23 protein-coding genes and 1 pseudogene are annotated in these 23039 nt (G+C 63.8%); 5 read left to right on the top strand and 19 right to left on the bottom strand.

The window, feature by feature from the left end; genetic code table 11:
* Positions 1 to 4: 4 nt before the first annotated feature.
* The 8 genes and pseudogenes from AB4O35_RS23845 to AB4O35_RS23810 form a co-directional block, all read right to left on the bottom strand.
* Entirely contained in the window at positions 5 to 1684 is a 1680-nt protein-coding gene (locus tag AB4O35_RS23845; RefSeq protein WP_065872257.1) for an APC family permease, read from the bottom strand.
* A 74-nt stretch (positions 1685 to 1758) separates the two neighbouring features.
* Positions 1759 to 4068 (bottom strand): DUF1989 domain-containing protein, encoded by a 2310-nt coding sequence (locus AB4O35_RS23840; protein WP_065945928.1) that lies wholly within the window; start codon positions 4066 to 4068, stop codon positions 1759 to 1761.
* Between the two features lie 2 nt (positions 4069 to 4070).
* Positions 4071 to 5438 (bottom strand): NAD(P)-binding domain-containing protein, encoded by a 1368-nt coding sequence (locus tag AB4O35_RS23835; protein ID WP_065945927.1) that lies wholly within the window; start codon positions 5436 to 5438, stop codon positions 4071 to 4073.
* A 20-nt stretch (positions 5439 to 5458) separates the two neighbouring features.
* Positions 5459 to 6301, bottom strand: coding sequence for a formyltetrahydrofolate deformylase (purU, locus tag AB4O35_RS23830; protein ID WP_460149657.1), 843 nt, complete (start codon positions 6299 to 6301; stop codon positions 5459 to 5461).
* Positions 6302 to 6356: 55 nt separating this feature from the next.
* A pseudogene (locus AB4O35_RS23825) lies at positions 6357 to 7488 on the bottom strand (aminomethyltransferase family protein).
* Positions 7489 to 7518: 30 nt separating this feature from the next.
* Positions 7519 to 8535, bottom strand: a complete 1017-nt coding sequence (locus AB4O35_RS23820) for a heme-dependent oxidative N-demethylase family protein (protein ID WP_065872247.1) — start codon at positions 8533 to 8535, stop codon at positions 7519 to 7521.
* A gap of 11 nt (positions 8536 to 8546) precedes the next feature.
* Positions 8547 to 9476 (bottom strand): PDR/VanB family oxidoreductase, encoded by a 930-nt coding sequence (locus AB4O35_RS23815; RefSeq protein WP_065872243.1) that lies wholly within the window; start codon positions 9474 to 9476, stop codon positions 8547 to 8549.
* Complete coding sequence (locus tag AB4O35_RS23810) at positions 9473 to 9919, bottom strand: dimethylamine monooxygenase subunit DmmA family protein (RefSeq protein ID WP_065910673.1); 447 nt, start codon at positions 9917 to 9919, stop codon at positions 9473 to 9475. Before AB4O35_RS23810 ends, AB4O35_RS23815 begins: the two co-directional genes overlap by 4 nt.
* A gap of 184 nt (positions 9920 to 10103) precedes the next feature.
* Between AB4O35_RS23810 and AB4O35_RS23805 the strand changes: the two genes are divergently transcribed.
* Genes AB4O35_RS23805 through AB4O35_RS23790 form a run of 4 tightly spaced genes read left to right on the top strand, consistent with a single transcriptional unit; the run spans position 10104 to position 12584 of the window.
* Positions 10104 to 10529, top strand: a complete 426-nt coding sequence (locus tag AB4O35_RS23805; RefSeq protein WP_460149321.1) for a hypothetical protein — start codon at positions 10104 to 10106, stop codon at positions 10527 to 10529.
* Complete coding sequence (locus tag AB4O35_RS23800; protein WP_460149320.1) at positions 10526 to 11215, top strand: ATP-binding protein; 690 nt, start codon at positions 10526 to 10528, stop codon at positions 11213 to 11215. Before AB4O35_RS23805 ends, AB4O35_RS23800 begins: the two co-directional genes overlap by 4 nt.
* Positions 11184 to 11843: a response regulator gene (locus AB4O35_RS23795; protein ID WP_046035758.1), complete on the top strand. Its 660-nt coding sequence runs from the start codon at positions 11184 to 11186 to the stop codon at positions 11841 to 11843. Before AB4O35_RS23800 ends, AB4O35_RS23795 begins: the two co-directional genes overlap by 32 nt.
* Entirely contained in the window at positions 11844 to 12584 is a 741-nt protein-coding gene (locus AB4O35_RS23790; protein WP_065881486.1) for a PAS domain-containing protein, read from the top strand.
* Positions 12585 to 12688: 104 nt separating this feature from the next.
* Here the strand turns inward: AB4O35_RS23790 and AB4O35_RS23785 are convergent, their stop codons facing one another.
* The 5 genes from AB4O35_RS23785 to ribBA all read right to left on the bottom strand — a co-directional run bounded on the left by AB4O35_RS23785 (position 12689) and on the right by ribBA (position 17954).
* Positions 12689 to 13843, bottom strand: a complete 1155-nt coding sequence (locus AB4O35_RS23785) for an ABC transporter ATP-binding protein (RefSeq protein ID WP_065881483.1) — start codon at positions 13841 to 13843, stop codon at positions 12689 to 12691.
* 17 nt (positions 13844 to 13860) lie between these two features.
* Positions 13861 to 14670 carry an ABC transporter permease gene (locus AB4O35_RS23780; protein WP_065871982.1) on the bottom strand — a complete coding sequence of 270 codons (810 nt, stop codon included), beginning with the start codon at positions 14668 to 14670 and terminating at the stop codon, positions 13861 to 13863.
* Between the two features lie 6 nt (positions 14671 to 14676).
* The gene (locus AB4O35_RS23775) at positions 14677 to 15594 is read right to left on the bottom strand and encodes an ABC transporter permease (RefSeq protein ID WP_064052598.1); all 918 of its coding nucleotides are present in this window, start codon (positions 15592 to 15594) and stop codon (positions 14677 to 14679) included.
* Complete coding sequence (locus AB4O35_RS23770; protein ID WP_460149319.1) at positions 15591 to 16616, bottom strand: ABC transporter substrate-binding protein; 1026 nt, start codon at positions 16614 to 16616, stop codon at positions 15591 to 15593. The genes AB4O35_RS23775 and AB4O35_RS23770 overlap by 4 nt, the downstream gene beginning before the upstream one ends.
* A 228-nt stretch (positions 16617 to 16844) precedes the next feature.
* A complete protein-coding gene (gene ribBA / locus AB4O35_RS23765; RefSeq protein WP_065889340.1) occupies positions 16845 to 17954 on the bottom strand; it encodes a bifunctional 3,4-dihydroxy-2-butanone-4-phosphate synthase/GTP cyclohydrolase II in 1110 nt (369 codons plus the stop codon).
* A 69-nt stretch (positions 17955 to 18023) separates the two neighbouring features.
* Here ribBA and AB4O35_RS23760 point away from each other — a divergent pair, with 69 nt between their 5' ends.
* The gene (locus tag AB4O35_RS23760; protein ID WP_065876284.1) at positions 18024 to 18317 is read left to right on the top strand and encodes a DUF1330 domain-containing protein; all 294 of its coding nucleotides are present in this window, start codon (positions 18024 to 18026) and stop codon (positions 18315 to 18317) included.
* A gap of 147 nt (positions 18318 to 18464) precedes the next feature.
* Here AB4O35_RS23760 and AB4O35_RS23755 read toward each other — a convergent pair whose 3' ends face one another.
* The 6 genes from AB4O35_RS23755 to AB4O35_RS23730 are packed head-to-tail and all read right to left on the bottom strand — an operon-like array spanning position 18465 to position 23019.
* Positions 18465 to 19028 (bottom strand): NUDIX hydrolase, encoded by a 564-nt coding sequence (locus AB4O35_RS23755; protein WP_065876283.1) that lies wholly within the window; start codon positions 19026 to 19028, stop codon positions 18465 to 18467.
* Positions 19029 to 19030: 2 nt separating this feature from the next.
* Positions 19031 to 19783 carry a GntR family transcriptional regulator gene (locus AB4O35_RS23750; RefSeq protein WP_049708916.1) on the bottom strand — a complete coding sequence of 251 codons (753 nt, stop codon included), beginning with the start codon at positions 19781 to 19783 and terminating at the stop codon, positions 19031 to 19033.
* Positions 19784 to 19806: 23 nt separating this feature from the next.
* Positions 19807 to 20196: a carboxymuconolactone decarboxylase family protein gene (locus AB4O35_RS23745; RefSeq protein ID WP_065876282.1), complete on the bottom strand. Its 390-nt coding sequence runs from the start codon at positions 20194 to 20196 to the stop codon at positions 19807 to 19809.
* Positions 20197 to 20209: 13 nt separating this feature from the next.
* Complete coding sequence (locus AB4O35_RS23740; RefSeq protein ID WP_010567340.1) at positions 20210 to 20695, bottom strand: flavin reductase family protein; 486 nt, start codon at positions 20693 to 20695, stop codon at positions 20210 to 20212.
* 12 nt (positions 20696 to 20707) lie between these two features.
* The gene (locus AB4O35_RS23735; RefSeq protein ID WP_065876281.1) at positions 20708 to 22189 is read right to left on the bottom strand and encodes an aldehyde dehydrogenase; all 1482 of its coding nucleotides are present in this window, start codon (positions 22187 to 22189) and stop codon (positions 20708 to 20710) included.
* Positions 22186 to 23019, bottom strand: a complete 834-nt coding sequence (locus AB4O35_RS23730; protein ID WP_065946266.1) for an alpha/beta fold hydrolase — start codon at positions 23017 to 23019, stop codon at positions 22186 to 22188. Before AB4O35_RS23730 ends, AB4O35_RS23735 begins: the two co-directional genes overlap by 4 nt.
* Positions 23020 to 23039: the final 20 nt, after the last annotated feature.

Here is a 23039-nt window from a genome sequence, read left to right as displayed (position 1 = left end):
AGGCTCAGGCTACCAGTTGATGGCAGGCATACACCACCAGCACACCGGCGACCAGCGTGGCATAGGGCAGCCAGCCGGCGCGGCGTTGCCCGTCATCGGCCTGGATATACAGGTCCGTGAGCATGGCGGCGGGGAAGCGGCCCTTGTCCTGCACATAGTGGCGGTAGCAGAACACCGGCAGGATCAGCAGCGCCAGCAACAAACCGGTGACCAGCGTGCCCGCGCCCCAGATGTCCGCGCCCAGGCCCATGCAGGCCAGGTTGACGAAACTCAGCACGCCGCCGGCCGCCAGCAGCACGGTGGGGGCCTTGTACGGGCGCACCCAGTCGGGACGGTCCAGGCGGTGGATCCAGCCGGCATTGAGGTTGAGGAAGTTGAAGATGATGTAGCTGACGTTTGAAGCCGCAAGCACGAATACATAGTCCGACATCAGCAACAGCAGCAGGTTGAACGACAGGTCGGTCCACATCGCCGCCGTCGGCGCGCCATGTTCGTTGGTGCGCCCCAGGTACTTGGGCAGCCAACCGTCCACCGACGCCTGGTACAACGTTCGCGACGAGCCGGACATCGAGGTCATGATCGCCAGCAACGTCGCCAGCACCAGCATGATCAATACGATATTGGCCACCACCTTGCCGCCGCCAATGCTGTCGGCCATCACCTGGCCAACGCCCATGCCGCTGTAGATCGCCGGCGAAAGCAGGCCGCTGTACACCGCGGGCGTGACGACTGCGCCGCTGCCATCGAGCACCGCTGGCGTCACCAGTTGCCCCAGCCCGAGGCTGCCTTGAAACGCCAGCGGCACCAGGGTGAACACCAGGATGCACAGCAGGCCGGCGTAGAAGATCGCCTTGAAGGTGTCGCGCTTGGGGTCCTTGAATTCGCGGGTGTAGCACACCGCCGTTTCAAACCCGTAGGTGGACCACGCCGCCATGAACAGCCCGCCGGCCATCAATGACCAGCCGGACATATCCCATGGCCCATCGATGACTTGCCCGGCTGCGTCATGGGCCAAGGGGAACAGCGGCAGGAAGTTGGCCTGGGTCGCATCCCCGGTGAACAACGGCACCACGCCCACCAGCAGCAGCGGAATCAGCGAGGTCACGCCGAGCACCAAGGTCAGGCGCGCCGAGCGCAGGATGCCGCCATGCTGCACGGCAAACACCGTGAGCAGAATCAGCAGGCCAATACCGAACGTCGCGTTGATGCGCAACGACAGACCGCTTTTCACCCAGCCCAGGTCCAGCAGGGTCAGTTGCCAGGTGTTGATCAACGCATCGGCGGGAAACAGCGCCGTGAGGATATACCCCGCCGCCAGCCCCGAACCGATGGACAGCACCGGTGACCAAGCCAGCCAGTTGCACCACACCGACACCGGGGCGATCAGCTTGCTGTAGCGCACCCACGCCACCGCGCCGTACACCGAGGCGCCGCCGGATTTGTGCGGGAACAGCCCCGCGATCTCGGCGTAGGTGAAGGCCTGGATAAACCCGAACAGGATCGACACGATCCACACGATCCACGCCGGTTTGCCCACCGTGGCGGCAATCGCACCGATGGAGAACAGCACCAGCGCGGGTACGCCACTGGCGACCCAGAATGCCCCGCGCCAATCGATCTTGCGGTGCAGGCTGCCCACCGAGCCGGCAGCCTGCGGTACAGCCTCGAACGTCGTCGCTTCCATCTTCGTATTCCCATGTCTGAATAGCGGTTAGGTTGGGGCAGTCAAAATGCGCTGGCACTCCCGTTTCGGGACGATCAGCTGCGCACCCGGCTTTTGTCCGGGTCGTAGAAAATCGCGGCGCTGACCGTGGCGCTGATGCGCTTCTGCAGGCCATCGACTTTGCCGATCTCAAGTTCAGTGCCGGGCTCGGCGCAGCTCACGTCGACCCGGCACAGCGCGATATTGCTGGCCAGCAGCGGTGAGCGGCAGGCACTGGTGATTACCCCGACCTGGGCGCGGCCCTGGTACACCGGGTCGCCGTGGTGGGCGATCTCATTGCCGCTCAGGTGCAGGCCGACCAGTTTGTGGCTGGGGTGGGCGCTGCGCCGTAGCAGGGCGTCGCGACCGATAAAGTCATCCGTCTTGCTCTTGAGCGGCACGCTGAAACCGATACCGGCCTCGAACGGATCGGTCTGGTCGCTGAACTCGTAGCCGGCGAAAATCAGCCCGGCTTCGATGCGCAACAGGTCCAGCGCTTCCAGGCCCAGGGGCACCAGGCCCAAGGGTTGGCCGAGTTGCCAGATGCGGTCCCAGACCTGTACGGCGTCTTCGGGCTGGCACCACACCTCAAAGCCCAGTTCGCCGGTGTAGCCGGTGCGCGAAATCATCAACGGGCAGCCGTCGAAACCGTCCAGCCGACCGACCAGGAAGCGAAACCAGCCGAGGGTCTCCACACTCGGTTGCGTGGGCGGCGTCCAGACCATCTGCTTGAGCAGCTCGCGACTCAGCGGCCCTTGCACCGCCAGGTTGTGAATGTGCTCACTGGCCGACTTGACCCACACCTTCATGCCCAGTTTCTGTGCCTGCTCGCGCAACCACACGCCGGCGTAGTCTTCGCCGCAGATCCAGCGGAAGTTGTCCGGGCCCAGGCGCAGCAGGGTGCCGTCGTCGAGCATGCCGCCGTGGGCGTGACACATCGCCGAATACACCACCTGGCCCACCGCCAGGCGCCGTACGTCGCGGGTCAGGCAGTACTGCAACAGGGCTTCTGCGTCGGGGCCGATGATTTCGAATTTGCGCAGGGCGGTCAGGTCCATCACCGCCACCCGTTCGCGGCAACCGAGGTATTCCTCAGTCACGCCGTAACCGTCGTAGTGCAGCGGCAGCCACCAATTGCGGTAGTCGGTGAAGCTGCCGGTGAGGGCGCGGGTGCGTGAGTGGAACGCGGACTCACGGGTGAGGATCGGGTCGGCATCCGCCGTGGTTCGAGTGCTCATGGCGATGGAAAAACGCTCCTTCTCGCTGTAGATGCGGACATGGATATCGGTCGGGTTCCAGCCGTTGGCCGGGTCAATGTCATCCGGGCACGAGGTACTGCCGCACAGCAGGTCAGTCATTGCCCGCAGCAGCACGTAATCGCCGGGCCGCGACCAGGGTTCATCCAGGGTCATCTGCTGGTGCGCATCGATGCCGGTGTTGAAGAAGAAATTGATCGCCGGCCAGCCGTTGCGCGCCTGCACGCCATGGGGCGCAAGGACGCGGCTGAGGTTGTCGCTGCAGTTGTCGTGCCCGAAATAGCCATGGGTTTCGTAGTAGCGCGCCGCGCAGGCCAGGGCGAATGAATCGTGGCGCCCGACTGTGTCTTGCACCACCTCCAGCATCGGTTGCATATGGCGGTCGAAAAACTTCGAGAACAGCCCCGGTGCCGGGTAGGCGCTGCCGTTGAGCGTACGTGTGACGGTCTGGTCCAGGTCCAGCTCTACGCCGCGATCCAGGGCGCGACGGTCGAGGGCGACGAAGTCCGAACACTGGCGGCCCGCCACGTCCAGCACCTGGATGTACTGCCCCTCGGCGACGGTGTAGCTGCGCGCCGTACCCGCGCGCAGGGTGAATTCGTCCAGCACGTCGCCCAACGGCTCGGGCAGGGCGGGCACCAGCAGCGGCGACGGGTTGGCCCGCGTCACTATCAGGCGCAGCTCGCTGGGCCGGTATTGCCGGTCGACGGCCGTAGCCTCGGCGGGTGCGGCGACAATCACCAGCAGCGCGTCCTCGGCGACAAACTGTCGGCTGTGGCCGGGCGGGCTGTCGGCGTCCCATAGCGAGGCGGCCAGCGGCAATGCCTGTGCGTCGATGCCGCGCCGCTGGAGCGCCTGGCCGATACGCCCAGGCACACGGCAAGCCGTTGACGCGTTCAGCCCCCAGCTTGCCAGGGCGCTGCGACCGCCAGCGTCGAGCGCCAGCAGTGTGCAGGTTTGCCGGCCTTCGACGTCGATCACTTGCAGGCCGTCGCCGGGTTGCAAGTCGACCAGGGTCACACCGCCGGCGGCCACGCGGTAGCGTTCCAGGTTCGGCGCGCGGGCAAACAGCCCGGGCTCTCGGGGATGGGAAACACGCGGTGCATTCATCATCAGCCGACCGACTTGATGGGGGTCGTGGGCGCTCCCAAGTAGGCCGCCATCGAGTCATCCAGGGCCTGCAACCACGGCGTGTGGTGCGGCGGCGACTGGGTGCCGGTCATCAGCGAGCGATAGGACTTGTCGCGATAGCCCATGATGTTTTCCGCCTTGTCGTGCTTCCAGTGCAGAAAGGTTTCGTTGACGGCGGCGATGTCGAAACTCGGGTAGTCGGTGGCGTCCACCAGTTGCTGGATGTAGGCGCCCTGGTACTCGAACATCTGCTGGTTGGTTTCCAGGGCCTGTTCCCGTGCGTGCCACGCTTGGCTGTCGGCGACCATGTCAGCGTGGCCGGGCAGTGGTATGCGCCCGAGGATCACATCGCGGGCATACCAAGCCTGGGCGTCGAACATGTTGAAGGAGTACCACTGGTCCTGCATGCCCAGGTAGATCAGGCGGGGGTTGGGTTCCCAGAACACGCCTTTGTAGAGGTTCATCGGCCACAGGCGGTTGTCGGTCTTGAGGCTCAGTTCGTCCGGCAGGAACGGGAAGTGGTGCTTGTAGCCGGTGCACAGGATCACCGCGTCGATGTGCTTGCTGCTGCCATCCACAAAGTAGGCGCGGTTGTTTTCCAGGCGCTGGAGCAGCGGTTTTTCTTCCCAGTTATCCGGCCAGGCATAGCCCATGGGCGCGCTGCGGTAGCAACTGGTGATGCTGCGCGCGCCGTACTTGTAGCATTGCGAGCCGATGTCCTCGGCCGAATAGCTGCTGCCGATAATCAGCAGGTCCTTGTCCTTGAACTCCAGCGCCTCGCGAAAATCGTGGGCATGCAGGATGCGCCCGGCGAACTGTTCGAAGCCTTCGAAGTACGGCACCTTGGGCGTGGAGAAGTGGCCGCAGGCGTTGATCACGTAGTCGAATGCTTCGCAGGTCAAGGTGTCGCTGGTGTAGTCGTGGGCGTAGACGGTGAAGCGCTGGCTCTGTTCGTCGAAGGTGACTTGGCGCACCACGTTGTTGAAGCGGATGTAGTCGCGCACGCCGGCCTTTTCCACGCGGCCCTTGATGTAGTCCCACAGCACTTCACGCGGCGGGTAGGAACCGATGGGCCGGCCGAAGTGCTCTTCGAAGGTGTAGTCGGCAAACTCCAGGCATTCCTTGGGGCCGTTGGACCACAGGTAGCGGTACATGCTGCCGTGCACCGGCTCGCCGTTCTCGTCGAGGCCGGTGCGCCAGGTGTAGTTCCACATACCGCCCCAGTCCTGCTGTTTCTCGAAGCACACCAGTTCGGGGATGGCGGCGCCTTTGTCGCGGGCCGACTGGAAGGCGCGAAGTTGCGCCAGGCCGCACGGGCCGGCGCCGATGATTGCAACACGTAGGGTCATGAGCGTGCCTCCTGAAGGGTTCAGCGAAAGATCACTGTCTTGTCCTGGTTGATGAACACCCGGTGTTCCAGGTGGTATTTCAGGGCTTTGGAAAGGGCTACGGTTTCAGTGTCACGGCCGATGGCGACCAGCGAGTCGGGCAAGTGGGTATGGTCGACGCGCTGGATTTCCTGCTCGATGATCGGGCCCTCATCCAAGTCGCTGGTGACGTAGTGGGCGGTGGCGCCGATCAGCTTGACGCCTCGGTCATAGGCCTGGTGGTAGGGCTTGGCGCCCTTGAAACCGGGCAGGAACGAGTGGTGGATATTGATCGCCCGGCCCGACAGTTGCTGGCAGAGGCCGTCGGACAGGATCTGCATGTAGCGCGCGAGCACCACCAGGTCGGTCTGGGTGTCTTCGACGATGCGCATCAGCTCGGCTTCCTGGCTGGCCTTGGTGTCCTGGGTGATCGGCAGGTAGATGAAACGAATGCCTTCGCGCTCGGCCATCGCCCGCAGGTCCAGGTGGTTGGAGACCACGGCGGTGATGTGCATGTCCATCTCGCCCTTGCGGTGGCGGTAGAGCAGGTCGGTGAGGCAGTGGTCGAACTTGCTGACCATCAGCAGCACGCGGGTCGGTTGGCGTGAGCTGAACAACTGCCAGTGCATGTCGAAGCCACCGGCGAGGTCGCCGAGGCCGTTGCGCAGGGCACCGATGTCGCCGCTCACGCCGGTGTTGAAACGGAACACCGCGCGCATGAAAAACTGCCCGGTGAACTCGTCGTCGAACTGCGCCAGCTCGCTGATGTAGCACTGCTGTTGGGCCAGGCACGCGCTGATCGCGGCGACAATCCCGGACGCCGCCGGGCAGGTGATCTTGAGGATGTAATGTTCTGCGTGAGGCGTCCATCGAAGGCTCCTGAATTCGGTGAAGGAAGGCTCAGCCCTTGGCCGTGCGCTTGGTTTTTTGCGGGTCGTCGAAGGGCAGGGCGTGGGTGCTGGCGCTGGCCTCAAGGCTGCCGCGAACCTGCAAGGCAATACCGGGTTCGGAACAGGCGACGCTCATGCGCGCGATGGCCATCGAGCGTTTGCTCAGGCGCGAATACATGCCGCAGGTGATCACGCCGACTTGCTGGTTGCCTTGCCACAAGGTGTCGCCAGCCTCGGCGGCGCGGACGCCCTCAAGCAGCACGCCGGTGATCTTGAAACGCTCCTGGCCGCGCAGGCGCAGGTGTTCTTCGGCACCACGGAAGGCGTGCTTGCCAGGGGAAACGGTGAAGTCCAGGCCCATTTCCCAGAGGGTGTCGCCGGCCTTCTGGTCGGCGAAGGGGTACATCTGCGAGTTGTCGTAAGGGAAGAACATCAGCGAGCTTTCCACCCGCAGCCAGTCCAGGGCGGTGAAGGCGCAGGGGATGATCCCCAGGCTCGCCCCTTGTTCAAGAATGCTGTCCCACAGGAACGGCGCATCGGCGGCCTTGCAGAAAATCTCGTAGCCGCGCTCGCCGGTGTAGCCGGTGCGGGAGATCATCACCGGGCGGTCGAACAGGCGGGTTTGCAGGTGATGGAAGTACGCCAGTTGGCGGATGCCGGGCACGTGTTCGGCGAGGAAATCCACCGCCAAAGGACCTTGCAGCGACAGGTCGTGCAGGTCGTCATCGAACAGCACCGCCACTTGCCGGCCCTGGGCCGAGCGCACGAGCATTTCATGCCCGGTGCCAGCGCCATGCACCACCATGAACGCATTCTGGACCGGTGCGATAGACGATGCAGTCATCGACGAACTTGCCGTCCTCGTCGAGCATCGAGGCATACACCGATTTGCCGGGGTAGAGCTTGGCAATGTCGCGGGTGGTGGCCCACTGCAACAGGCTCTCGGCGTGGGGTCCCACGTAGTGGACTTTTTTCAGCCCCGACACGTCCATCAGTCCGGCGCGGGTGCGGATCGCCTGGTGGTGGTCGGCGAGGTCGCTGCTGTAGGTCCAGGCAGTGCCCATGCCGTTCCAGTCTTCGAGATTCGAGCCGAGGGCGCGGTGCCGTTCGGCCAATGCAGAAATACGCCATGAGTGGGTCATGTGAGGTTCCTTGTCGTAGAAGAGGGGGCGTCAGGCCTGTGGGTCGAACTGGCTCAGCCACTCGACCAGCGTGTGGCGGTAGCGGGTCATGCCCTTGTAGTCGGCGATGGGGTCGGGCAGGTCGCGCAGCACACGGTGCAGGCGGCAGCCCCAGCCGGGTTGCGTGACCAACTCGTCCAGGCTGATCAGGTAGGTACGGATGCTGAACATCACCGCGTGGCTGCGCGGCAGGCGCGCCATCACTTGCAGCTCGACCCGCAGGTGTACCTGCTGCCCGACGTTTTGCGCGGTGATCTGGCCGCGATCGGCGCCCCATTCATGGAAGGTTTCCGGCGACGAATCCAGGCGCGGGTTGATGGTCAGGGTCCAGTTCAAGCGCCGTACCGGTTGGCCGACCTGCAAGTTGAGCAGGTACTTCAGTGCCCGCTCGAACACACCCATCTGATGGGCCATGGGCACCGGTGCGTGCCATTGCTTGAAACTCATGCCGGCGTCGAACGCCAACGACCAGTCGGCCGGGCTGGTGACCAGGCCGGCGTCCATGTACAGGTCGCCGTCGCGCTGGTCGAGCAGGGCGAAATCCCCCTGCACCTGGCGGCCGATGTACTCCAGCGGCGCGCAGGGCAGGCTGGTGGTATCGCCGAAGATGAACGGCTGGTCGATGTCCAGCAGGTGGTTGCGCCACTGCCAGCGCTCGCCGTCTTGCACCAGGCTGAACCACTGCGGGTAGTCGGTAGCCAGGTGCTCCATGATCATCTGCAGTGCATCCCAGGCGGCCACTTGCATGTGTGGCATCACCAGGTAGCGGCGCGGGTCCTTGTCCAGCACCAGGGCGCGCTCGGCCATTTCCGAGCGGTAGTGCTCGTCGATGTCGAAGGCGTGCTCATAGATCGAGCCGGGGTCGCGGGAGATGGCCGGTTCGATGTTCACCGAGTACAGGTAGCTGTCCTCGATAAAGGGAAAGGGAAAACGGCGGATCGCTGCCGGGCTGTTGCGAAAACTGAAATCGTCGCGATAGCTCAGCACGGGGCTCGTTTGCAGAGGCATGGCACTCACTCCTATAGGTCCAGCGAAACGCAGGGGCCGCTGCCGCGCGAGACGCAGGGCATCAGAAAGTCGGCCTGCTCGGCCGGGCTGAGGAAGCTGTCACGGTGTTCGATGGCGCCGCCTTGGTGGCGCGTGATGCATTGCCCGCAGACCCCGCCACGGCACAGGTTGGGCACTTGCAGGCCGGCCTGCTCCAAGGCTTCGAGCAGGCTTTGCTCGGCTTCGACCCGCAGTCGTCGGCCGCTGCGCAGCAGCTGCAGGTCGAACGGCTGGCCGGGTTGTGCGCCCTTGAAGGCTTCCGAATGCACACGCTTACTCGGCCAACCGAGGCGTGCGGCGTGTTGCTCAACCGCCTCGAGCAAGGGCTGCGGACCACAGGTGTAGACGTGGCTGCCCAGCGGCCGGTTGTCGAGGATTGGGTTCAGGTCCGGGCGCCGGTCGTAGGTGTGCAGGCGCGGGCCGAGGCGCTGTTGCAGCTCGTCGAGATAGGCGTCGCTGAGGCCCCGGCGGAACAGGTAATGCAGTTCGAAGTCGGCCTGCTGTTGTTCCATTGCGGCGATATAGGCCATGAACGGCGTGATCCCGATCCCGGCGGCGATGAGGATATGCAGGCGCGCGGTGCCATAGGGCGCGAACAGATTGGCCGGCGGCGAAATTTGCAAGGTGTCGCCGACCTGCACCTGCCTGTGCAGGTACTGCGAGCCACCGCGCGAGGCGTCTTGCAGGCGCACTGCGATGCGGTAGTGCTGGGGGTACGCCGGGTCGCTGGTGAGTGAATAGGCGTTGCGCACCGTGCCTTCGGCCAGCGGCAGATGCACCTGCACATGGCTGCCGGGCGAGAAGCCGGGCAGGCTGCCCGTGGCGGGCGTCAGGGTGAATTCGCGAACTACGGGCGTGAGCATGCGTGCTGCGCTGACTTGGACGTTGAGGGCCGCGCTCATGGCTGGAACCCCGCGTAGGGCTGGTCAGGGTTGATGCACACGCCGAGGTACGCCCCCAGGCGCCGGGAAAAATGCGTGCGGACCTCCAGCCCGACGTGGCAGCCAATGCAGTTCAACAGCGGGGCCGGCCCGGCCGCCTGGGTCAGGCCGCAGTGCGCGCAATACACTTGGCGCAGGCCCGGCGTGGTGCAGGTCATGTCGATCTCGTCGTCTTCCAGGCCCGCGGCGCGGGCCTCGCCGTGCACACGCCAGATAAAGGCTTCGTCGCCCAACAGGTAGAGCCGGCACCCCACGGTGGCGCTGGCCAACGCGTGTTGCAGGCGCCGCGCAAAGTCAGGGTGTTCGCCGTTCAACAACACGGGCATGTGCAGTTCACTGATGAACGCTGCGCGGGCGGTGGCGGATTGCATCACCACGATGGGGCGGCTGCGGGTGAACGTCATGCGGGCTCTCCACGGTGCGTTTTTGTTTCCTGTTGGGAGAGATACTTTCCTATGGGGAAAATGTTCTCAATCTGGAAAAAGGGCTATGCCTTTGGAGATAAGCCTTGTGCGCCGGCCATTCGGGGCATGGAAGTTGCTGGGCTTCTTGACCACGCAGAGCAACCGGACGGGGAGTTATCAAAGAGTGCTGACACGACCAAAAGGCTGGCCGCTCTGGTTGGGGCCTGTACGACCCGAACAGGCGCGCAGCGTGCGCAGGTTGTTGGCCGGGTTGCCCCTGCACGCTGACGGTGCCTTGTCGGGTTTCCTGGACCGTTTCGACGCACTGCTGCCGCCTGCCAGGCTTAACCTGATCCTCGGCGGCGAAGACCTGGGCCCGACGCGGCGAGGGGCGGTCGACGGCTGCCAGGCCGTCGCGCGCTGCCCCTGGCGCGACGCCAGCGTGACGGACGCTCCCCAAGCCTGCGGACCTTGCCGGCAAAGGGGCGTGCACCGTCTGGTGTGCGCCTTGCCCGAGGGTGAAAAGGGCGCATTGCTGCTCGACACCCTCGGCGGGCCGGTGCCAGTTGGCGCCGGATACTGGAAGAGGCGGCGCAGGCGGTGGGCGTGACCGTACGCCTGCGCTGCCACAACCGTGAGCAGCAGCGCAAACAGGCGACTTCCCGCCACGGCGCCCTGGCCCGTGAGCTGCACGATTCGGTGGCGCAGCAGTTGGGCTACCTGTCGTTCCAGGCCCATGGCTTGCAGTCGCAACTGGGCGAGCCGGCCCTGCAGGACCTGTGCACCGGCCTGAGCCAACTGCAACGCCAGGTGCGCGAGCTGATCACCAGTGCGCGCCTGACCATGGACGGGCGCTCGCTGCGCCAGGCCCTGGCCGATTCGGTCGCGGAGTTCTCGCGGCGTTGCATCATTGTCTTCGAACTCGACAACCGCCTGGCCGACGACGCCCTGAGCCCGGAAACCGAATTGCAGATCCTGCAGATCATCCGCGAGGCCCTGACCAACGCAGTGCGGCATTCCCACGCGCGCCACGTGCGGATCGAACTGCGCCAGACCCAGGAGGGCGACGCCTCGGTGTCGGTGGAAGACGATGGCATCGGCTTGATCCCGGCCTGCGACGAGCACAACCATTTCGGCCTGGCGATTATCCGCGAGCGCGCCGCCAGCATCGGCGCACGGCTGAGCATAGAGGCGATCCGTCCGCACGGGGTGCGTGTGCACCTTGGCCTGCGTCGCCATCACGATCTGCCACAGGGGAGTCTCGATGGACTGCACGACCTTATTACTGATCGATGATCACCCGTTGTTTCGCAAGGGCCTGGCGCAGTTATTCGATGCCAGCGGCGACTTCGAAGTGGTGGGGCAGGCGGCCAGCGGCCGAGAGGGCATCAACCTGGCCGTGAGCCTGACGCCGCAACAGGTGCTGCTGGATTTGCACATGCCCGGCCTCAGCGGTTTGCAGGTACTGGACGAACTGCGCCAGTTGCGCCTGGATTGCCAGGTGGTGGTGCTCACCGCCTCCATGGACCGCGCCGAGTTGCTCACGGCCTTGCGCCTGGGCGCCAGCGGTTATGTGCTCAAGGAAACCGAGCCGGATGCATTGCTGGCGTATATGCGCAACTGTCACAAGGGCGCGATCGTACTGGACTCGACCCTGATTGCCTTGCTCGCCGACCAGGCTGAGCCGTCGCCGTCGTGCGACCCCATCGACAGCGGCAACCTCACCGAGCGCGAAGGCCAGACCCTGGCGCTGATCGCCGCCGGCATGAGCAATAAACAGATCGGCCGCGAACTGGGAATCAGCGACGGCACGGTGAAGATCTACGTGCGCAGCCTGCTGCAGAAACTCGGCCTGCATTCGCGCCTGGAGCTGGCGGCCTGGGTGCACAGCGGCGCCTTGATGAAACACGAGGAGCGCCACTAGATGAGGGACAGCCCCGAAGCGTTTGCGCCGCCGCCCATGGACGTGATGGATTGCTTTCCCGCCGCCTTAGTGCAACTGCGCGACAACGGCCAGATCGCCCACTCCAACCTGGCCTGGGCCGCGTTGATGGGCCCGCACGGCGCGGAGCGTAACCTGATGGACTACGTGCACCAGGAAGACCGCCCGCTATGGCGCCAGGCCTTGAATGAACTGCGCCGCCGCCCCGACACCTCATTCAACCAGCGCCTGCGTTTTGTGCACCCCAGCGGCGAATTGCGCTGGTTCGAGATCAGCCTCAAGCGCGGCCCCCAAGGCTTCTACCTGGTGGCCGGGGACGTTACGGCCCACAAACGCCGCGAAACCGCCTTGCAGGCCAGCCAGCGCAGCAGCATGAGCTTGCTCGACAGCATGCCGGGCCTGATCTATCGCGGCCGCAACAACCGCGACTGGACTATGGAATTCGTCAGCGCCGGCTGCCTGCAACTCACCGGCTACCCCGCCGAGCGCCTGGTGGACAACCATGAGTTCACCTACAACAGCCTGATTCTCGCGCAGGATGCCGACTACGTCTGGCGTGAGGTGCAAAATGCGTTGTCGCGTCAGGAGCCGTTCGAACTCAGTTACCGGATTCGCTGTGCTGATCAGTCGATCAAGCAGGTGTGGGAGAAAGGCGTGGGGATTTATGCCGATACCCGTGAGGTGCTGGGGATCGAGGGGGCGATTTTCGAACGCACGCTTTAACGGGCAAACGCAGTTCAAAATGTGGGAGCGGGCTTGCTCCCACATTTTGGATCGAGGTGTATCAACCGCCCCGTGCAACTTTAAAAGAGGGACCCAAGGGTGACTCAATGCGCGCCAGCCGCCTTGTTCAGGTCGCTTTCGGCCCACTCCGTATACACACACGCATCCGCCGTCGCCCAGCGCACACGTACCGGGTCGCCGGCCTTGAGCGGCATGCCCGCAGCGGACAACGCCTTGACCGTCATCGACGTGCCACCGAGGGTTTTCACCGTGCAGGTCTGGCTTTCACCGAGGAACAGCACTTCACCCACGATCGCCGATACTTCATTCCAGCCCGCCGCCAACGGCTGCTCGGCGGCCTGTTCGACATTCAGCGCCAGGGCTTTTTCCGGGCGCACCATCAACAGCACATCCTGCTCGGTGTGCAGCCCGATGGTCAGGCGGATCGACAGCGCCTGGCCTTCGAACGACGCCACTGCGTTGCCCTGGGCCTTGAGCTTGAGGAAGTTGGAGTTGCCGAGGAACGAGGCGACAAACGCGTTCGGCGGGTTCTGGTAGAGGTCGAAGCCGCTGCCCAGGCCGACGATCTTGCCGTGGCTGAAAATCGCGATGCGCTGGGACAGGCGCATGGCTTCTTCCTGGTCGTGGGTCACGTAGACGATGGTGATGCCCAGGCGCCGGTGCAGTTGGCGCAGTTCGTCTTGCAGGTCTTCACGCAGCTTCTTGTCGAGGGCGCCGAGGGGTTCGTCCATCAGCAGGATGCGTGGCTCGTACACCAGCGCGCGGGCGATGGCGACCCGTTGCTGCTGGCCGCCGGACAGTTGCGATGGGCGGCGATGGGCGAACTGTTCCAGCTGCACCAGCTTGAGCATGGCGTCGACGCGCTTTTCGCGTTCGGCGCTGGCCAGTTTGCGAATCGCCAGGGGGAAGGCGATGTTGTCGCGCACCGACAAATGCGGGAACAGCGAGTAACGCTGGAACACCATGCCGATGTCGCGCTTGTGCGGCGGCACGTTGACCAGGGATTGACCGCTGACCAGGATCTCGCCGCTGCTCGGCGTTTCGAAGCCGGCCAGCATCGACAGCGTGGTGCTTTTGCCCGAGCCGCTGGAGCCGAGGAAGGTGAGGAATTCGCCGTCCTGGATGTCCAGCGAGATGTTGTCCACGGCAGCGAATTCACCGTAGTGCTTGTTCAGGTTGCGCAGGCTGACCAGGGGGTGGCCGTGGCTCTGTGCGACATCGTTGATCACTGCACTCATGTTCTTCTCCTCGGCGCTCAGGCGCGGGTTTCGGTACGCCGGCGAACGGCGGCGGCAATCACCATGACCAGTACCGACAGGCCGATCAGCAGCGTCGACGCGACGGCGATCACAGGCGTCAGGTCCTGGCGCAGGGTGGTCCACATTTTTACGGGAAGGGTTTGCAGGGTCGGGCTGGCCATCATCACGCTGAGCACCACTTCGTCCCACGAGACCAGAAAGGCGAACAATGCGCCGGCCACCATCCCCGGGCGGATCGCCGGGAAGGTCACCTTGAACACCGCCTGCAAGCGCGAGGCGCCGCAGATCACCGCCGCGTCTTCAATCGACTGGTCGAACAGCTTCAGCGAGTTGATGATCGAGATGATGGTGAACGGCAGCGCAACGATCACATGGCTGACCACAAAGGCGAACATCGTGCCGGTGTAGCCCAGCTTGAGGAACAGCGCGTACACCGCCACGGCGATGATCACCAAGGGCACGATCATCGGCAGGGTGAACAGGCCGTAGAGCAGCTCGCGGCCGGGGAAACGGCCACGCACCAGGGCAAAGGCGGTGGGCAAACCCAGCGCCACCGCGAAGATCGTGGTCAGCACCGCCACCTTGAGACTGGCCATCGCAGCGTTCATCCAATCCGCGTTGGAGAAGAACTGGCCGTACCATTTGAGCGTCCAGCCGGGCGGCGGGAACACCAGCCATTGCGATGAACCGAACGACAGCAGCACGATAAACACAATCGGCAGCAGCAGGAACAGGCCAATCAACCCGGTGGTGGTGTAGAGGCCCAAGCGCATCCTGCGACTCATGGCATTGGGGGTCAGGAGCATGACGGCTTACCTCGCGTTGCTGGCGCCAACCGGGGATTCCGGCTGGAGCTTCAGGTAGAAGTAGAACAGCACCAGCGTGATGAAGATCAGCAACGCGGCGCCGGCACTGGCCAGGCCCCAATTAAGGAACGATTGCACCTGCTGGATGATGAACTCGGGCAACATCATGTTCTGCGCACCGCCGAGCAGCGCCGGGGTGACGTAGTAACCGAGGGACATCACGAACACCATCAGGCCGCCGGAAAACAAGCCCGGCCGGCACAGCGGCAGGAAGACGCGGAAGAAGTTGGTCCACGGGCTGGCGCCGCAGATCGAGCCGGCCTGCAGGATCATCGGGTCGATGGCCTGCATGGTCGCCTGCAACGGCAGCACGATGAACGGGATCATGATGTAGCTCATGCCGATCACTACGCCCGTGAGGTTGTGCACCATCTCCAGGGGCACATCGATGATGCCCATGGCCATCAGCGCCTTGTTGATCACCCCGGAGGCTTGCAGCAAGACCAGCCAGGAGTAGGTGCGGGCGAGCAGGCTGGTCCACATCGACAGCAGCACGATGTTGAGGATCCAGCGTCCCCAGCCGCGTGGCACCAGGGTGATCGCCCAGGCCAGCGGAAAGCCCAGCAGCAGGCTGAACAAGGTCACCAGGCCCGCCACCGAGAACGTGTTGAGCAGCACTCGGGCGTAGGCCGAGTTGGCGAACAGTTGTTCATAGTTGCCCAGGCCCGGCACCGGCTCCAGCACGCCGCGCAGCAACAGGCCGATCAGCGGCGCCAGGAAAAACAGGCCGAGGAACAGCAGGGCCGGGATCAGGTTGCTCGACCCCCGCCAGCGCTGCGCCAGGGACGGCGCCCCGGCCTTGGCCGAAACCGCGCCGGCAGCGCCGAGGGCGCTCCCGGTCGGTGTGGTTGCCGTCATTTTCATTTGACTAGCCATTCATTCCACCGTGTCGCAATGGCCGGGCCGTTCTTGGCCCAGTAGGCGAAATCGAGGGTGATCTGGTCCTTGACGTAGGCGGTCGGCAGGTTCGGCGCGAGTACCGAATCCAGGCGCTGCACACTGTCGATATTCACCGGTGCATAGGCGGTCAGGTTGGAGAAGTCAGCCTGGCCCTTGGCGCTGCTGGCATTGGCCAGGAACTTCATCGCGGCGGCTTTGTTCTTGCTGCCTTTAGGCACGACGAGGATGTCGGCCATCACCAGGTTCTGCTCCCAGCTCACGCCAACCGGCGCGCCGTCTTCCTGCAGGGCGTGAATGCGGCCGTTCCAGAACTGGCCCATGCTGACTTCGCCGGAGGCCAGCAGCTGTTGCGACTGCGCGCCGCCGCCCCACCAGACGATGTCTTTCTTGATGGTGTCGAGTTTCTTGAAGGCGCGGTCCAGGTCCAGCGGGTAGAGCTTGTCGGCGGCTACGCCGTCGGCCAGCAGCGCCAGTTCAAGCACGCCAGGGCTTGGCCATTTGTAGAGGGCGCGTTTGCCAGGGTAGGTCTTGGTGTCAAACAGCGCGGACCAATCCTGAGGCTTGCCAGCGCCGAGCTTGCCTTCGTTGTAGCCGAGCACGAAGGAGAAGAAGAACGAGCCCACACCATGGTCGGAGACAAACCGCGGGTCGATCTTGTCGCGCTGGATCACCGAGAAATCGAGGGGTTCGAGCAGGCCTTCGGCGGCGGCGCGCAGGGCGAAGTCGGCTTCGACATCCACCACGTCCCACTGCACGTTGCCGCTTTCGACCATGGCCTTGAGTTTGCCGTAGTCGGTGGGGCCATCCTGGACCACGGTAATGCCGCTGGCCTTGCTGAACGGGTCGGCCCAGGCCTGCTTCTGCGCATCCTGGGTGCTACCGCCCCAGCTCACGAAATTGACGCTTTCGGCTGCCAGGGCCGCGTGAGTGGCCGTAGCCAATAAACCCGCGAACAGCACCGCGGTTGCACGTTTGTTCAACACCATTTTCACGCCCTCATTTGTTTTGTTATTGAGCGGGCTTGGTAATGCCCGCCTATCGGGAGCAGTAGGTCCATCGGGAGCCTCTAATCGAGACCCCAAAAGGCGACCGTGCCAAGGGCTTTTATTGGTGCTCTCCCTGGCGGGCGCACTTGGCAGAAGCGTTCGGTCTATGGAATATCATATTATGGTATTCCAAACTTTGTGCAAGCATTTTGCCTTACCGGTTATCCGTCATTCGGTGAAGGGAATGCTCTCGATCACCTCCAGGTCGTAGCCGGTCAGCCCGGCGTATTTGAGGGGCGGGCCGAGGTGACGCAGCTTGCCGACGCCGAGGTCCTGCAAGATCTGCGCCCCGGTGCCCACTTCAGAATAGATGCGCGACTGCGAACGGTTGAACTGGCGCGGCGCCTGGGTCAGTTGCGGCACGCGTTCCAGCAGCGCCTGGGACGACTCATGGTTAGCCAGCACCACCACCACGCCGCTGCCTTCAGCGGCGACACGTTGCAAAGCCGCCCACAGCGTCCAGTTGGACGGGCCGCTGTAGTCGGCGCCGACCAGGTCGCGCAGCGGGTCGATCACGTGCACGCGCACCAGCGCAGGTTCATCGCGGCGCAACTGGCCCATCACCATCGCCATGTGCACGCCGCCGTCGATGCGGTCTTCAAAGGTGATCAGGCGGAACGTGCCGTGCACCGTGGGTAGGTCGCGTTCGCCGATGCGCACCACGGTGCGTTCGGTGCTGAGGCGGTAGTGGATCAGGTCGGCGATGGTGCCGATCTTGATCCCGTGTTTGCGCGCGAAAATTTCCAGTTCGGGACGCCGCGCCATGGTGCCGTCGTCATTCATGACTTCTACGATCACTGAGGCGGGCGTGTGCCCGGCCAGGCGCGCCAGGTCGCAACCGGCCTCGGTATGGCCGGCGCGGGTCAGTACACCGCCGTCTTTAGCGCGCAACGGGAAGATATGCCCCGGCTGCACGATATCGGCAGGCCCGGCATTAATATCGACTGCGGCCGCGACGGTGCGCGCGCGATCGGCGGCTGAGATGCCGGTCGTCACACCGGTGGCGGCCTCGATGGACACGGTAAATGCCGTGCTGAACACGCTGCCATTGCTCGGCACCATCTGTTCCAGGCCCAGGCGCTGACAATGTTCATCGGTGAGGGTCAGGCAGATCAGGCCACGGGCTTCGCGGGCCATGAAGCTGATAGTCTCGGCGGTGCAGCACGCTGCGGGCAGCAACAGGTCGCCTTCGTTTTCTCGGTCTTCGTCGTCCACCAGGAGCACCATCTTGCCCTGGCGGTAGTCTTCAATGATGTCTTCGATGCTGTTGAAGGACATGTAGGATGCTCGGTCAGTTGGTTGTATGTATTATGGTATACCACAAAAATACAGCAAGAGGATGTCACGATGAAGGCCTACTGGATTGCCCATGTGGATGTGTCTGATGCAGAGCAGTACACGCAATACACCCAACGCGCGCCGGCGGCGTTTGCCTTGTATGGCGGACGATTCCTGGCCCGGGGCGGGCGCAGCGAGGCGCTGGAAGGCGGGCCGGCACGCCAGCGGAATGTGGTGATCGAGTTCGACAGCTACGAGCAGGCGGTGGCTTGTTATGAGTCGGCGGAGTATCAGGCGGCGAAGGCGCACCGAGAGGGCGTGGGACAGGCGCAGATTATTATTGTGGAAGGCCTGGCACCTTAGATTTTTCGGGTGTAAGCCGATTTAAATGTGGGAGCGGGCTTGCTCGCGAAAGCGGTGTGTCAGATACCGAATGAATCGACTGAAACTCCGCCTTCGCGAGCAAGTCGAACCGCCGCTCCCACATTTGTAACCGGTTCGGCTTGGAGGTCAGCGGATGAAGTGGATTTTTCCGCTGTCGTCATTCCCGATATAAATGCCATACACCCCAGCCTGCCGCTCTTCGATATACCGCTCGAGAATCTGCCTGATCGCCGGGTAGTAGATACTGTCCCAGGGAATATCCTCAGGCGCGAAGAACTTATAGTCCATGGTCTCCGGCCCGAACTCCCCGGTGATCTCCAGCGCAATGGCGCGGAAGATGATGTACACCTCGCTGATCCTGGGCACGCTGAAGATCGAGTAGGGCGAGAGGATCTCCGCGCGTACACCGCTCTCTTCCCAGACTTCGCGCAATGCGGCCTGTTCGGTGGTTTCGCCACCTTCCATGAAGCCGGCGGGCAGGGTCCAGGTGCCGGGGCGCGGTGGAATCGCGCGTTGGCACAGCAGGTATTTGCCGTCCTGCTCAATGATGCAGCCAGCGATGATCTTGGGGTTGATGTAATGGATATAGCCGCAGCCCCGGCACATCAGGCGCTCATGGGTATCGCCCGGTGGCAGCTGGTGACCGAGGTCACTGCCGCCGCATGTCGGGCAAAAGCTGGGGCTGGGCATGGTCAGTGACCTATGCGCGGTTCTTTGAGCGCGATGGGCAGGGTGATCTCGGGGAGTTTGCCGGTCTCTTCCTGTTTACGCTTGAGGTAATCCAGGGCCACGGCGGCGGCGGCGCGCACGTGATCGACACAGGCCTGGTGGGCGGCGAGGGGGTCACCGCTCTTGATCGCCTGGACCATGCGTTCCATTTCCTGGTTGCTGGCGCCACGGCGGTTTTCTTGGGACACCGAGGTCGCGCGCAAGTAGCTGATACGCGCCTGCAACTGGCGCAGCTGGGTGGCGGCCACATGGTTGCCGGAGCCTTCGAGCAGCACGTCGTAGAAACCCTGCACCGAATCGATCACTTGCTGCAATTCGCCTTCCTTGAGGGCCTTGCGGTTTTCCTCGAGGGCTTTTTCCAGGGCCTTGATGTCCTTGGCCTTGGCGCGCAGGGTGAATAACTGCACGATCAAGCCTTCAAGCACGCAACGCAGTTCATAAATATCGACGGCATCGGCGAGGGTAATGATCGCCACCTGCGGACCCTTGGCATCGGCGAACTCCACCAGACCTTCCGACTCCAGATGGCGCAAGGCTTCGCGCACCGAGGTGCGGCTGACGCCGAGGCGGTCGCACAGGTCGCGTTCCACCAGGCGGTCACCGGGCAGCAGTTGGAAGTTCATGATGGCGCTGCGCAGTTTCTCCAGCACGATTTCGCGCAGGGTGACCGGGTTGTGATTGACCTTGAAGCTGTCGTCGAGGGGCGCGCGTTTCATGGGGTCTGCTCTGAATGTAACGGTTAACTGGAGGCCTCGGCATCGGCTTCGGCGAAGGCTTCTCGGGCCAGCCGGAAGCTGTCCACGGCGGCGGGAACCCCGCAATAAATACCGACTTGAAGCAAAATTTCGCGTATTTGTTCACGACTCAGCCCGTTACGCAAGGCGCCGCGTACATGCAGCTTGAGTTCGTGGGGCCGATTGAGGGCCGAAATCATTGCCAAGTTTATCATGCTGCGTTCTTTAAGCGACAAGCCCTCCCGGCCCCACACGTGGCCCCAGCAGTACTCGGTGACCATCTCCTGCAGCGGCCGGGTAAAGTCGTCGGCATTCTCGATCGAGCGCTGCACGTAGGCTTCACCCAGGACCTGAGTACGAATCTTCAGGCCCTGCTCATATTTGTCGTTACGCATGCTTCAGCACTCCTCAGGCCAGGGTGGGCAGCGGGCCCAGCTTGCCTTTGTGATAGATCATCGGTGTGACCGGCTGCTCGGGCAGGATCAGGTTCTTCACCGCGCCGACGATGATCGCGTGATCGCCGCCGTCGTATTCGCGCCACAGTTCGCACTCGATGATCGCGGTGGCCTTGGCCAGCAGCGGGTTGCCCAGTTCGCTCAAGTGCCACTCGATACCTTTGGCTTTTTCCTTGCCCTTGCTGGCAAACGCATAGGCTTCGGCGGTCTGGTCGGCTGACAGTAAGTGAATCGCAAAGCGCTTGCTGTCGCGCAGGATCGGGTAGGTGTCGGAGGCGTAGTTGGGGCAGAACAGCACCAGCGCCGGGTCGATCGACAGCGCGCTGAACGCACTGGCGGTAATGCCGACGATGCCGCCGTCCGGGTCAAGGGTGGTAACCACCGTGACGCCGGAAGGGAAGGAGCTCATGACGTCTTTGTAAATGCCGGGTTCGATCATGGTGGTGGACTCTTAACGCATCACAAAAGGATCAGGCATGGGCGCCTGGGAGAGGTTGATCCACACCGTCTTCAGCTCGGTGTAGGCCAGCACCGAATCGATGCCGCTTTCACGTCCGTAGCCGCTGTTCTTGAAGCCGCCGATGGGCGCCATGGCCGAGACGGCACGGTAGGTGTTGACCCAGATGATGCCCGAACGCACGTCGCGGGCCAGGCGATGGGCGCGGCCCAGGTCACGGGTCCAGATGCCGGCGGCAAGGCCGAACTGCGAGTCGTTGGCGATGGCCAGCGCTTCGGCCTCGTCCTTGAAACGGATGACCGACGCCACCGGACCGAACACTTCTTCCTGCATGATCTTCATCGAGTTGCGGTCGCACTCGAACAACGTCGGTTCGTAGAACCAGCCTTCGCCAAGGTTCTGCGGGCGCTTGCCGCCGGTACGCAGGCGTGCACCTTCAGCGATGGCATCCGCCACCAGGCCTTCGACCACGGCCAGTTGCTGTGCGGTGGCCATGGGGCCCATTTCACTGGCGTCGTCCTGAGGGTTGCCGATGCGGATACGCTGGGCGCGCGCCACCAGGCGCTCGACGAACTCGTCGTAGATTTCATCCTGCACCAGCAGGCGCGAACCGGAGACGCAACTCTGGCCGGACGCAGCATAAATGCCGGCAATCGCACCATTGATGGCGCTGTCCAGGTCCGCGTCGGCAAAGATGATATTCGGTGACTTGCCGCCCAATTCCAGGGACAACTTGGCGAAGTTCTCCGCGCTGCTGCGCACCACATGCCGCGCCGTGGCCGCGCCGCCGGTAAAGGCGATTTTGCGCACCAGCGGGTGGCGGGTCAGGGCGGCGCCGGTACTGGGGCCATACCCTGTGACCACGTTGACCACGCCAGGTGGGATGCCCGCTTCCAGGGCCAGGCGCGCCAGCTCGAGGATGGTCGCCGAGGCATGCTCGGAGGGTTTGATTACGATGGTATTGCCTGCTGCCAGGGCCGGTGCGAGTTTGATCGCGGTCAGGTACAGCGGGCTGTTCCATGGAATGATCGCGGCGACCACGCCCATGGCTTCGTGCACGGTGTAGGCGAAGAGGTCGGGCTTGTCGAGGGGCAGGGTGCCGCCTTCGAGCTTGTCGGCCAGGCCTGCGGTGTAGTGGAAGAACTCCGGCAGGTAGGTGACCTGGCCACGGGTTTCGCGGATCAGCTTGCCGTTGTCGCGGCTTTCCAGCTGGGCCAGTTGCTCTTTGTTCTCGGCGATCAGGTCACCGAGGCGGCGCAGCAGTTTACCCCGCGCGGTGGCGGTGAGGCCACGCCAGGCCGGGCTGTCAAAGGCCGTTTGGGCCGCCTGTACGGCGCGCTCCACATCCGCTTCGTCGGCGTCGGGCAGTTGCGCCCAGGGCTCGGCCAGGGCCGGGTTAAGGCTGTCGAAGGTCTTGCCGGAAAGGGCATCGACCCATTCACCGCCGATGCACATCTGGAAGCGTTCAAGCGTCATGCAACGATCCCCTTTATTGGATTATTTTGGGCGTATACGGTTTCAAGAAACCCCAGCAGCAACTGATTGACCAGGCGCGGCGATTCCACCGGCATCATATGCCGTTGCTCAGCCAGCACCGCAACCGTGGCCCCCGGAATACGATCGGCGAGTTGCCGGGCCATTTCCGGCGTCGAGCCGGGGTCCAGTTCGCCGGTGGCGACCAGGGTGGGGGCGCGCAGACCCTTGAGGTCATCGGCGCGGTACATGTCCTGGGTTGCAAACAGGTCATACGTGGTCAGGTAGCCTTGGGGGTCGTTGCCCGCCAGGGTCTGACGCAGCGCGGCGATCTGCGCCGGGTTGGCCGCCTGGTATTCGCGGCTGAACCAACGCGACAGCGCCGCTTCGGCATTCGCATCCGGCCCGTGTTCGGCGGCCTGGGCGGTGCGTTCGATCACGCCGGCACGCTGCTCGGGGCTGCGGTTGAACACACTGTTGAGCACCACCAGGCTTTTGAGGCGGTCGGGGTAGTGCAGGGCAAACGCTCGCGCCACCAAACCGCCCATGGAAAACCCGATCACAGTGGCCTGGGGCAGTTGCAGGTGGTCGAGCAGCTCCAGCAGTTGGTCGGCATAACCCAGCAGCGGCGTGCCGGCGGCCGGGCGCGGGCTGGCGCCATGGCCGAGCATGTCGTAGGTGATCACGCGGTAGTGTGTGGCCAGGCCAACGACTTGCCCGCCCCACATTTCTTTGTTCAGGCCCACGCCGTGGATCAAAACCACAGGCTGGCCTTGGCCGGTCGCCAGATAACTGGTGCCAGCCGGGGTGCGTTCAGCGGTGAGCCGAATCATGGAGCGCTCCTGCATGCCTT

It is taken from the genome of Pseudomonas sp. H1_A03, assembly GCF_054685145.1.
The sequence above is the reverse complement of the archived record's forward strand: the minus strand, read 5'-3'. Positions and strand labels throughout refer to the sequence as shown.